Source organism: Parafilimonas sp. (assembly GCF_047606085.1).
GTDB lineage: Bacteria > Bacteroidota > Bacteroidia > Chitinophagales > Chitinophagaceae > Parafilimonas.
In genome coordinates, this window is the sequence record NZ_JASGEX010000017.1 from 1 (window position 1) to 10852 (window position 10852).

The following is a 10852-nucleotide window of genomic DNA, read 5'->3' on the forward strand; positions in this document are numbered from 1 at the left end:
CAAAACCAGAAAGCCATAAAGAGTCGCCCGAAACAATCCCTTCCAGATACCTGTTATCGCCGGTTGGTGAAAGCACCGATCCGGTAACCCTGTTGTTTATTTGTTTAAATTCTCCGATGGCAGGCGAAGATTTACAAAGCTTAGCAGTATTAGTAAAGGTTCAGTAACTATAATGTTTTTTCCATCGTGTAGTGCGGAATGGATATTTCGATAAACTCTTTGCCCATAATTTTATACCCCAGCTTTTCGTAAAAACCGGTGGCTGTTTTACGGGCATGCATGGTTATTTTTTTATACCCCCTGTCCCTCGCAATATTTTCAGCGAACTGCAAAATAGCACGTCCCATGCCCTTGCCCTGCAAGCCGGATATAACAGCCATCTGGCGCAGGCGCAAAATGCCCGGCGCAGTTACAGTAAGAAGGCAGCAGCCTTCCATTTTGTCTTCATCAAAACAGCCTATTAAAATATCGCTTTCTTCAGCAGCCAGCTCTTCATCGCTGAAATTAAGCCCAAGCGGTTTGCGCAAAAGTAATTGCCTCAGTGCGATCATTTGTTTATAATCATCAGAACCATGATCAATTACTTTAATGGCCATAAGTTTTGTTTTAAAAAAAGAAAATTACGTAAAATTATTTTTTTCACCTGCACATAAATAGCTGCAAAACATGTTGAAATAAAACTAAAACAAAAATTATCGAAAAAATTTATTTTTAGGTAAAAATTATATTTTTGCCGCGTAACAAAACTTTTTAAAATGTCAGACATCGCTACCAGAGTTAAAAAGATTATAGTAGATAAATTAGGCGTTGAAGAAGCTGAAGTAACCAATGAAGCTTCATTTACGAATGATCTTGGTGCAGACTCTCTTGATACAGTTGAATTAATTATGGAATTTGAAAAAGAATTCAATATTTCCATTCCTGATGAGCAGGCTGAAACGATTACGACTGTTGGCCAGGCAGTAACTTACCTGGACGAACACGCAAAATAATTTTACTTGTTACTAAATTGAATTACGCCTGTTGTGTATGTTGCATAACAGGCGAATTTTTAGTTTTACCTTTCTCATAAAATGCCAAAATACGACAGGATTGTAATAACCGGGATGGGTGCTTTAACTTCAATTGGCAATAATGTTAATGAATATTGGCAGGGGCTCATGAACGGTGTTTCGGGCGCTGGTTTTATTACCACATTTGACACTTCAAAATTTAAAACACAGTTTGCCTGCCAGGTTAAAAATTTTGACCCGCTTAATTATATTGATAAAAAAGAAGCGCGCAAATTAGACCCTTACGCCCAGCTTGCCATTGCAGCCGCAGATGAGGCAATGGCTGATGCAGGCCTCACAACCGAAAATTATGATCCCGACCGTGTTGGCGTGATCTTTAGCAGCGGTATTGGCGGTTTTTTAAGTTTCCAGGAAGAGTGTATTAATTATGGCACAAACGACAGAACGCCCAGGTTCTCCCCTTTTTTTATTCCTAAAATAATTTGTGACATTGGCGCCGGCCACATATCTATACGTTACAATTTACGGGGCCCGAATTTCGCGGTAGTAAGCGCCTGCGCTTCCAGCAACAATGCAATGGTTGAAGGTTTGTACCATTTACGGCTGAATAAGGCTGACATTATTTTATGCGGCGGCTCGGAAATGGGTGTGTGCGAGGCGGCTCTGGGCGGTTTTAGTTCCATGAAAGCGCTTAGCGAAAGAAACGACGATCCAAAAACAGCAAGCCGGCCTTACGACAAAGACCGGAACGGCTTTGTAATGGGCGAAGGCGCCGGCATTTTGGTATTGGAACGCCTGGACCATGCCTTAAAAAGAGGCGCTAAAATATATGCAGAATTAGCCGGCGGGGGCGCATCTGCCGATGCCTATCATATTACAGCGCCGCATCCGGAGGGACTGGGAGCAAAGAAAGTAATGCTGTCCACACTGGATGATGCAGATATGTCTCCTTCAGAAATTGACTACATCAATACACATGGCACTTCTACCCCATTGGGCGATCTTGCAGAAATAAAAGCCATACAACAGGTTTTTGGAGAAAATATCAAAAACCTTAATATCAGCTCCACAAAATCTATGACAGGCCATTGTCTTGGCGCCGCCGGCGCTATTGAAGCCATTGCCTGCATTAAAAGTATAAACGAGGGTATAGTTCCGCCAACCATAAATCATTTTACGGATGACCCCGAGTTTGATGCTGATATAAATTTTACCTTTAACAAGCCGCAAAGCAGGAGAATAAAAGCTGCTTTGAGTAATAATTTTGGCTTTGGCGGGCACAATGCCTGTGTTGTTTTTAAAGAATATGTACCGTAAGCTACCACTATTTGATACTACGATTGTTTAAATCAGGCAAAAAAAGCCGCTTTGAAAAGCAGCTTCAAAACGTGCTTGGCATAAAGCCCGGTAATTACTCATTGTATTATACAGCATTAAGCCACCGATCCGTTAAAGAAAGCGCTGAAGAAAACAACGAGCGGCTTGAGTTTTTAGGCGATGCCGTTTTAAGCGCTGTTATTGCCGATTATCTCTTTAAACGTTATCCATACAAAGGCGAAGGCTTTCTCACAGAAATGAGAAGCAAAATGGTAAACAGGCAGCAACTGAATGATATTGCGCTTAAAATGGGCGTAAAAAGACTTACCTTTTATAACAAATTCGACAATTTTCTTAAAGGAAGCCAGATTTTTGGCAATACGCTTGAAGCGCTTGTGGGCGCCGTGTATTTAGACAAAGGCTATAAAAAAGCCCAGCGCTGGATCATCCGCCAGATCATACTGCCATACATCTTTGTTGAAGACCTTGAACAAATAGACATCAACCTTAAAAATAAACTGATTGGCTGGGCAAGCAAAAACGGCAAAAAGCTTGAATTTGAAACCATACATGAAAAACTGGAGGGCAACAGGCGTGTTTTTACCATGGCGGTAGTGCTGGATGGCAATATTCTCTGCCAGGGAAAAGGCTATAATAAAAAAGATGCCAGCCAGCTGGCTGCCCAGTCTGCAATAGAAAAGCTGGGGCTGTAAAACACGAAATAACCGATGTGATTTGCAGCCGGGATTCGCTCGCAATCCGTTTTCAGCAGTTTTTGCTTACAGATCTTATGCAGGTTTATGGTATAGGAAAATTAAATATCGCTATTTTTAAGCCCTGTCATCTCTGTTATATTATTTAAATTACGCAATACTGTTTAAACATGAAAACATTCAGGTTAATAGCCATTTACTTTTTTTCAGGTTTATTTTTTACGCAGCTTAAAGCAAATAACGGCTTTGTACAAAAAGATACTGCGATCAATAATGAACTAACCCCGCAGGAAAAGGCCGAAGGCTGGCAACTGCTTTTTGACGGCAAAACTTTACATGGGTGGCGAACTTTTAAAAATAAGCCCGGAGGCTGGAAGGCAGATGATGGCAAGCTTTGCAGTTTTACTTCGGGCAGCGGTAATGCCGACCTGATAACAGACAGCACGTACAAAAATTTTGAGCTTAGCATTGACTGGAAAATTTCCCCCGAAGGCAACAGCGGCATTTTATACCTGGTAACGGAAGACTATGACCAAACCTTTTTAAGCGGGCCTGAATACCAGTTGATAGACGATGACGGCTTTCCCGAAAAAATAGAAGAATGGCAAAAAACCGGCGCCAATTATGCCATGCAGCCGCCTTCAATTAAGGCAGCGAATAAACCCGGCGAATGGAATACCACAAAAATTATTGTAAAAAACGGGAAGGTAGAACATTGGCTAAACGGCAGGGAAGTGGTGTCTTATACATTGTGGAACGATGAATGGAAAAAAGAAAAAACAACAGGCAAATGGAAAGATGCGCCCGGCTACGGCGCTTCCGATACCGGGCATATCGGGCTTCAGTCATCGCACAGCAATGTGGAGTCAAGCGGCATTTGCTTCAGGAATATTAAAATAAAACGCCTGTAATCAAATTTAAACGGGCAAAGGTTTTTATCAACAGCCGTGCATAAAATGCATATTTTAATTTGGGTTACTTTTTCTTTGCAGCATTATTAACACTAAATCAAAAAAACATTTCAACATGGTACAAAAAACCTATTACAAAACAAAAGATTACTCAAAAGTAAAATTCACGGTAAGTTTCGATAATGCAGAAACGGTTGAAATATTAGGTTTGAATGGCGATTGGCAAAATTCGGTTGTAATGAGCAGGAAAAAAGACGGCAGCTTTACCTGTGATGTTACGCTTCCTAAAAACAGCTACCACGAATTTAAATACCGCGTAAACGATTACATTTGGCTAAATGAGCCTGAAGCCGATGGCGAAAACCAGAACATTTTTGGCGGCAGCAATAGCGTAATAAACATATAATCCAAAAGGAATAAGCCGTTTCTCCTGCGCAAAATTTTATACGTCACCTTGCGTTTTCCTTGGAATATTCCAGGGAAATTTGCCCGAAAAGCTGGATGTATTGCTAATTCTGCATTTCGCCCCCTTTATCTTTTTGCTGATAAGCTGCCGCGTTGTTACTTTGGCATTTTTACGCCGGTTAAAACAAACAGCATAAAGAATGGCATTCCAGGTTGAGATAAATAAGGATGGCGGGTTCTCCATTATCCGCTTAACGAACAGTGCAGAAAAAACCAGCGCCGATATATATGCGTTCGGCGCTTTGCTCAACAGCTTTACTGTAAATTCAATTAATGTAATTGATGGCTTTGCTTCGCCGGCCGATGCACAGGCCCATATTACAGATGGCTTTAAAAGCGCCAGGCTCAGCCCTTTTGTTTGTCGCCTGGCTAACAGCCAATACAGCTTTAATAACCGGGAATATACCATTAATAAATTTTGTTTGGGCAATGAAGCTATTCATGGTTTGCTGTTTGATGCCGTTTTTACGGTAACAGATTCCGGCGTCACCCACAATGCGGCTATTGCAACGCTGCAATATGATTATGCCAAAGCAGGAGAAGGATTTCCTTTTGCCTATTCCTGCATTGTTATTTACAGGTTGGAAAGCAACAATACCCTATCCGTTGAAACGATCATTCAAAATAATGCCGGTATTGCCATGCCGGTTTGCGATGGATGGCATCCTTACTTCACGCCCGGCTGCAAGGCAGATGATCTGCTGATGGAAATAAACAGCAATAAAATGATTGAGTTCAACAGCGGGCTTCTCCCCACAGGCAAAATTGTGGCCTACGATAAATTTCAGCAACCGGAATTAATTGCAACCACCGCCCTCGACAACTGCTTCCTGCTAAACGACAACGATAAGCCTGCCTGCACCCTGCGTAACAGCGCCACAGGGCTGGAACTAACCATTCTGCCTGAAAAATCATATCCTTACCTGCAATTGTACATACCACCGCACCGCAACAGCATTGCCATAGAAAACTTAAGCGCGGCACCGGATGCCTTTAACAATAAAATGGGATTGAAAATACTACAACCGGGCGAAAGCGCTTCTTTTAAAACAAATTTTAAGGCATCGGTAAAATTATAACTGTATAACGGCGGTAATGCTTATTTCCACATTAACGTTTTTAGGCAAAGTTTTTACAGCAACCGTTTCCCGGGCAGGGAAATCGCCATTAAAACAGCCGGCATACAGTTCATTCACTTCGGCAAACAGGCTCATGTCGCTTAAAAAAATACTTGTTTTAACCACATGCTGAAAACTAAGGTTGGCCTCCTTTAAAATGGCGTCAATATTTTTTAAAACCTGCCTGGTTTCTTCGGCAAGGCTGCCTGTTACCAATTCGTTTGTCTCCGGGTTTATAGCTATCTGGCCGCTTGCAAATAAAAACCCGCCGGCCTTTACCGCCTGGCTGTAGGGCCCTATGGGCGCCGGCGCTTTTTCCGTTTGTACAATTTGTTTCGACATATTATGCTTTTAAATTGAGGCAAATGTAATTGTGAACATCTTATTAAACATATTCTTCCGCATCTCCGTTACCTGCATAGTATTTTTGTTTTTTGAAATTAAAACCGGCCTGTAATAGGAAAGCAGCAGGAACATACATTCTCAATAAATTCAATTACGCATTTTGGCTTTAATTCTCCATATTAATACCGCTTTTGACACAGCTTCTGTTATGCTAAGCTCTGGAACAGATATTTTGTACGAACTGCAAAATGCCTCTCCCAAAGGCCATGCTTCATTTTTAGAGCCCGCAATTAAATCAGTTTTGGAAGAGGCAGGCATGCCCTTGTCAGATGTGGATGCGGTTTCGGTACTGAACGGCCCCGGCAGTTATACCGGGTTAAGGGTGGGTTTATCTTCTGCCAAAGCGCTGTGCTATGCGCTGCAAAAGCCGCTTATTTTGCTTAATACGCTTGATGTAATGGGGCTGGCGCTAAAACTCCAGGCAACGGTAGCTGATGAAAACATTCTCTATTGCCCTATGATTGACGCCCGCCGCCAGGAAGTTTTTACAGCGTTATATAACTCAGCGCTTACCCTGGTAAAACCATATTCGTCTGAAATAGCAGGAGAAAATTTTCTTGGCGAAGAAATAAAAAAAGAGCGCTCTTTAGTACTGGGCGGAAATGGAAGCCATAAGTTTGAAAAAATAACAGATTACAGGAAAATTATCTATGTAAACCCCCTTATCATTTCAAAACCCTTGATAATTTTGGCTAACAATGCCTGTATAAACCAGGTATTTTCAAGCGTGGCTTATAGCGAGCCTTTTTATCTTAAGCCTGTTTATTTTAAAAAATAATGCACTTATACAGAAACAGGCATAATTTTTATATATCCATATTATCGTAATAAATATTTGTAAACAACCTATTTATGAATGTTACACCTCAATTTCTTATAATCAATGATAAAGCCACGGGCGAAGACCTGCGGCTGGATTTCCTGAGATTAAAAAAAGCAGCCATCATTTTACGCGCTCTAAACCATAAATTAAGGCAGCTATTGATTAAGCTGATTGATGAGCATCAGAAAATAACCGTTACAGAGATTTATGTCAACCTCCGGCTTGAGCAATCAGTTGTATCCCAGCACCTGGCCATACTGCGCAGGGCCGGGATCGTAATAACCCAACGGGAAGGAAAGTTTATTTTTTATTCGCTTAATTACAAACGCCTGAAAGAAATAAACCATTTCATTGAGCAACTGGTAAGTTAAACTTAAGTACATTGTTTTAATGTGGTTGTACCTTTGCTCAAACTATTCTTATGTATATTGAACAATTATACACAAGTTGCCTGAGCGAAGCGGCATATTATATAGAAAGCGAAGGCGAAGCGGCCATAATAGACCCGTTAAGAGATATTGAAGATTATATTGCCCTGGCCAGGCAGCGGAATGCGGTTATAAAATATATTTTCGAAACACATTTTCACGCAGATTTTGTAAGCGGCCACATAGATTTAAGCAAGGCTACCGGCGCTCCTGTTATTTACGGCCCGAATACGAAAACAACTCTGCCCGTTCATATAGCAAAAGACGGAGAAAAGTTTGTGCTTGGCAAAATAAGCATAGAAGCATTGCATACGCCCGGTCATACGCTGGAAAGCACCTGCTACCTTTTAAAAGACGAAAACCATACAGACTACGCAATCTTTACCGGCGATACCCTGTTTGTAGGCGATGTGGGCCGTCCCGATCTTGCCCAAAAGGAGGAAAACCTTACGGCAGAAGACCTGGCAGGCATTATGTACAACAGCCTGCAGCAAAAAATTATGCCGCTGGCAGATGAGGTAATTATATACCCTGCCCATGGCGCCGGAAGCAGTTGCGGAAAAAACCTGGGCCCGCAAACATGCAGCACCATTGGCCATGAAAAACAAAACAATTATGCTTTGCAGGCCGGCAACAGGGAAGATTTTATAAAAGCTGTAACGGAAGGCCTTACCGCACCGCCACAATATTTTCCCATCAATGCCAAAATAAACAGGGAAGGATATGAAAGCATGGATACGGTACTTGAAAAAGCATTAAAACCACTAAGCGTAACCGAAGTAAAAAGCGTCACGAATAACGACGATATAATACTGCTCGATACCCGGCCGGCGGCTCAATTTACCGAAGGCTTTGTGCCCGGATCGGTATTTATTGGCCTGGACGGGCGTTTTGCAGAATGGGCCGGCAGCCTTTTGCCTTTCGATAAAACACTGCTGTTAATTACAGAAGAAGGCAAAGAAAAAGAAAGTGCCGTGCGGCTTGCCCGCGTTGGCTTCAGCAGGTTTGCCGGCTATCTCCGGGGCGGTTTTGAAACCTGGAAAAAAGCCGGTGAAAAAATAGATATGGTTATTAATCTAGAGGCCGGTGAACTGGCAATGGATATTCCTTTCGATGAAAAGCTGGTGGTGATAGATGTAAGAAGGGAAACAGAATTTGCTGACGGGCATATAAAGAATGCGGTTAACATTCCCCTTGGCAACCTTACCGATCCGGCAAGCATGGCCGATATGGAAGATGACCAGAACCTGTATGTACATTGCACCGGCGGCTACAGGAGCGTTATAGCAGCCTCCTTATTAAAAAGGCAGGGCATTCATAATCTCTACAATGTGCTTGGCGGCTGGAATGCCATCAGGCTTGAAGAAAAAATTAAAACAGAAAAGGAAACAAGCATTTTGAATTAGCCGTTTATTCTTCACCCAGGTTAAGCGGCACCTCTATGGTAAAAGTGCTTCCTTTTCCTAACGTGCTTTCCACCTTTATTTTTCCTTTATGGGCGTCTGCAACGCTTTTTACATAACTCATTCCCAGGCCAAAACCTTTCACGTTATGCAGATTGCCCGTATGAGCACGGTAAAATTTTTCAAATATCCTTTTCACGGTTTCCTTGCTCATGCCAATGCCGTTATCCTGCACCTGTATAATAAAATGTTTGGCCGTTCTGTGCGTTACCAGCTTAATCAGCAGGTTTTCCTTAGAGTATTTTATGGCATTGTCAACCAGGTTGGAAAGTATATTGGTAAAATGCACTTCATCTACGGTTACTGTATCGTTGGCGGCATTCAGCAGCAATTCTATCCTGCCGTTTTTCTCCTGCAGCTGCAATTGATAGTTATCAGCAATCTGCGCCAGTATTTCATGAATATGCACCGGAACAAGGTTAAGCCTGAACTCCTGCTTTTCCATTAAGGCTGCCTGCAGTATGGTTTCTACATGCTTGTTCATTCTTTTATTTTCATCCTTAATTATATTGTTGAAATACTGCCATTTGGTTTTATCGTTAATTACTTTTTCGTTTTTTAAAGCATCCACGGCAAGCGAAATGGTGGCCAGCGGCGTTTTAAACTCATGCGTCATGTTGTTAATAAAATCACTTTTTATTTCGCTCATCTTCTTCTGGCTAAGCATGGTTTTTACCGTTATGTAAAATGCGGCAATAATTATTACAGTAAATAAAGCAGAAAAAACAATCATCCAGGTAAGCGATTGCCAAACCTGCACTTTAAAATGGGGCACCACAATAAAAAGATGTTCAAACGGCAGCAGGCCATTCAGGCTTGGGCCTGTTTCAGGATTGATGGGAATTACATATTGCCTGAAATGTAAAGAATCGGCTGATTCTTTATCAAAATGCTCGCTTTGCATCTCGATCAGAAAATCTGCGGAATTAGAGGTAACCGCAAATTCAAAGTGTAAATTCTCCAATCCCTCTTTACCAAAGGCTTTCACCAGTTTATCCTGTATATCGGCAATGGTATATCGGTCAGATATGGTTGGCATGCGGGAAATGCTGAATGGCAAATCATTAGGCAGCAGTTGAAAGCCTGGCCTTCTGGCGCCAAGCTTTATTCCCCCGCTCACAATGTTCTTGCTCAGGTCTTCGGCCACATCGGTACCGGCCTTCTCCACTTTATCGTTAAACCGTTCCTGCTGAATGACCAGCTGGTTTTTAAACCAGTTAATCTGAATGATGATTATGCCAATAAGGGATAAGGAAATCAGTACGATTATTATAGGAAAAACCCGCTTCATTGCTAACAAAGATAATTTGCAGTATAGCCTTCTGAAAATACCGGATTATCTTTATCAGCAATTTAACTGATTATTTTCCTTTTCAGAAAGCAAAAGCTTAGCTGTTTTAATTACATTCAATTATGGAAAGATTAGCACCAGGAACAATTTTAATAGCTGACCCTTTTTTAAAAGACCCCAATTTTTTACGCACCACCATTTTTTTATGCGAGCACAAAGCGGAAGGCAGTTTTGGCTTTGTGCTTAACCGCAGGCTTGATTATGTAATAGGCGATCTGATTAACGACCTTGAAGGATGCAGTTTTCCGGTTTATTACGGCGGCCCCGTACAGCAGGATACCGTTCATTTCCTGCATCGCTGCCCGGGTTTGATCAATGGCAGTGAAAAAGTGGCTGGTGATATTTTCTGGGGAGGCGAATTTGATGAACTGGTAGCAATGCTGCAAAAAGGAAAGCTGTCCACAAACGATATACGGTTATTTCTTGGCTACAGCGGCTGGGGAGAAGGGCAGCTGCAAAATGAAATGAATGGAAAAACCTGGCTGGCAACCTCCGGCAGCCCGGAACTGGTTTTTGATACGGATGTACATGCAGCCTGGAAAAAAGCCCTGAAACAATTGGGCGGCGGCTATGAACAATTAATAAACTATCCCATTGATCCCCAGTTGAATTAGAAGGCCCAACGTTACCACCGGATAAATTTTGCATTGCGTTTCACGCAAGGCTGATTACTTGCCAGCCCTTCGGGCTTTTTCCGGCGCCCGTTTCCCACAGGCAGATATTATACTCCTCGTTGGATAAAAATGTGCAATCATTGATAAAAGTGCAAACCTATTTTTGTTGCTGGCTTTACATTAAGCAAGACAAGCATAAAACATAACCACCGGGACGTCATCCTCCCGACG

General features: G+C 42.0%; 13 protein-coding genes. 10 read left to right on the forward strand and 3 right to left on the reverse strand.

Going from position 1 to position 10852, the window contains the following annotated elements; genetic code table 11:
* Positions 1 to 167: 167 nt before the first annotated feature.
* A complete protein-coding gene (locus QM629_RS01640) occupies positions 168 to 596 on the reverse strand; it encodes a GNAT family N-acetyltransferase (protein WP_415156522.1) in 429 nt (142 codons plus the stop codon).
* A gap of 159 nt (positions 597 to 755) precedes the next feature.
* On the opposite strand from QM629_RS01640, the gene QM629_RS01645 reads away from it, so the two are divergent.
* The 6 genes from QM629_RS01645 (at position 756) to QM629_RS01670 (ending at position 5498) form a co-directional block, all read left to right on the forward strand.
* Positions 756 to 992 carry an acyl carrier protein gene (locus QM629_RS01645; RefSeq protein WP_415156524.1) on the forward strand — a complete coding sequence of 79 codons (237 nt, stop codon included), beginning with the start codon at positions 756 to 758 and terminating at the stop codon, positions 990 to 992.
* An 81-nt stretch (positions 993 to 1073) separates the two neighbouring features.
* Positions 1074 to 2330, forward strand: a complete 1257-nt coding sequence (gene fabF / locus QM629_RS01650) for a beta-ketoacyl-ACP synthase II (RefSeq protein ID WP_415156526.1) — start codon at positions 1074 to 1076, stop codon at positions 2328 to 2330.
* 11 nt (positions 2331 to 2341) lie between these two features.
* Positions 2342 to 3043, forward strand: coding sequence for a ribonuclease III (gene rnc, locus QM629_RS01655; RefSeq protein ID WP_415156528.1), 702 nt, complete (start codon positions 2342 to 2344; stop codon positions 3041 to 3043).
* A 170-nt stretch (positions 3044 to 3213) separates the two neighbouring features.
* Positions 3214 to 3954: a DUF1080 domain-containing protein gene (locus QM629_RS01660; RefSeq protein ID WP_415156529.1), complete on the forward strand. Its 741-nt coding sequence runs from the start codon at positions 3214 to 3216 to the stop codon at positions 3952 to 3954.
* 115 nt (positions 3955 to 4069) lie between these two features.
* Positions 4070 to 4360 (forward strand): isoamylase early set domain-containing protein, encoded by a 291-nt coding sequence (locus tag QM629_RS01665; protein WP_415156530.1) that lies wholly within the window; start codon positions 4070 to 4072, stop codon positions 4358 to 4360.
* A 199-nt stretch (positions 4361 to 4559) separates the two neighbouring features.
* The gene (locus QM629_RS01670) at positions 4560 to 5498 is read left to right on the forward strand and encodes an aldose 1-epimerase (RefSeq protein WP_415156531.1); all 939 of its coding nucleotides are present in this window, start codon (positions 4560 to 4562) and stop codon (positions 5496 to 5498) included.
* Here the strand turns inward: QM629_RS01670 and QM629_RS01675 are convergent.
* A complete protein-coding gene (locus QM629_RS01675) occupies positions 5493 to 5879 on the reverse strand; it encodes a RidA family protein (RefSeq protein WP_415156533.1) in 387 nt (128 codons plus the stop codon). The two genes, QM629_RS01670 and QM629_RS01675, sit on opposite strands and share 6 nt — an antisense overlap.
* A 163-nt stretch (positions 5880 to 6042) precedes the next feature.
* Here QM629_RS01675 and tsaB point away from each other — a divergent pair, with 163 nt between their 5' ends.
* The 3 genes from tsaB to QM629_RS01690 all read left to right on the forward strand — a co-directional run bounded on the left by tsaB (position 6043) and on the right by QM629_RS01690 (position 8599).
* Positions 6043 to 6720: a tRNA (adenosine(37)-N6)-threonylcarbamoyltransferase complex dimerization subunit type 1 TsaB gene (gene tsaB, locus QM629_RS01680; RefSeq protein ID WP_415156534.1), complete on the forward strand. Its 678-nt coding sequence runs from the start codon at positions 6043 to 6045 to the stop codon at positions 6718 to 6720.
* A gap of 74 nt (positions 6721 to 6794) precedes the next feature.
* On the forward strand, positions 6795 to 7136 hold the full coding sequence (locus QM629_RS01685) for an ArsR/SmtB family transcription factor (RefSeq protein WP_415156535.1): 342 nt from the start codon (positions 6795 to 6797) through the stop codon (positions 7134 to 7136).
* A 50-nt stretch (positions 7137 to 7186) separates the two neighbouring features.
* Positions 7187 to 8599 (forward strand): MBL fold metallo-hydrolase, encoded by a 1413-nt coding sequence (locus tag QM629_RS01690; RefSeq protein WP_415156536.1) that lies wholly within the window; start codon positions 7187 to 7189, stop codon positions 8597 to 8599.
* Positions 8600 to 8603: 4 nt separating this feature from the next.
* Here the strand turns inward: QM629_RS01690 and QM629_RS01695 are convergent, their stop codons facing one another.
* Positions 8604 to 9947: a sensor histidine kinase gene (locus QM629_RS01695; protein WP_415156537.1), complete on the reverse strand. Its 1344-nt coding sequence runs from the start codon at positions 9945 to 9947 to the stop codon at positions 8604 to 8606.
* Between the two features lie 122 nt (positions 9948 to 10069).
* Here QM629_RS01695 and QM629_RS01700 point away from each other — a divergent pair, with 122 nt between their 5' ends.
* Positions 10070 to 10621: a YqgE/AlgH family protein gene (locus QM629_RS01700; RefSeq protein WP_415156539.1), complete on the forward strand. Its 552-nt coding sequence runs from the start codon at positions 10070 to 10072 to the stop codon at positions 10619 to 10621.
* The last annotated feature ends 231 nt before the right edge of the window (positions 10622 to 10852 follow it).

Coding starts and splice junctions, on each gene's coding strand:
- QM629_RS01700 (WP_415156539.1), top strand. CDS start 10,070: ATGGAAAGATTAGCACCAGGAACAATTTTAATAGCTGACCCTTTTTTA.
- fabF (WP_415156526.1), top strand. CDS start 1,074: ATGCCAAAATACGACAGGATTGTAATAACCGGGATGGGTGCTTTAACT.
- QM629_RS01685 (WP_415156535.1), top strand. CDS start 6,795: ATGAATGTTACACCTCAATTTCTTATAATCAATGATAAAGCCACGGGC.
- QM629_RS01675 (WP_415156533.1), bottom strand. CDS start 5,879: ATGTCGAAACAAATTGTACAAACGGAAAAAGCGCCGGCGCCCATAGGG.
- QM629_RS01695 (WP_415156537.1), bottom strand. CDS start 9,947: ATGAAGCGGGTTTTTCCTATAATAATCGTACTGATTTCCTTATCCCTT.
- QM629_RS01640 (WP_415156522.1), bottom strand. CDS start 596: ATGGCCATTAAAGTAATTGATCATGGTTCTGATGATTATAAACAAATG.
- QM629_RS01665 (WP_415156530.1), top strand. CDS start 4,070: ATGGTACAAAAAACCTATTACAAAACAAAAGATTACTCAAAAGTAAAA.
- QM629_RS01670 (WP_415156531.1), top strand. CDS start 4,560: ATGGCATTCCAGGTTGAGATAAATAAGGATGGCGGGTTCTCCATTATC.
- QM629_RS01645 (WP_415156524.1), top strand. CDS start 756: ATGTCAGACATCGCTACCAGAGTTAAAAAGATTATAGTAGATAAATTA.
- QM629_RS01690 (WP_415156536.1), top strand. CDS start 7,187: ATGTATATTGAACAATTATACACAAGTTGCCTGAGCGAAGCGGCATAT.
- QM629_RS01660 (WP_415156529.1), top strand. CDS start 3,214: ATGAAAACATTCAGGTTAATAGCCATTTACTTTTTTTCAGGTTTATTT.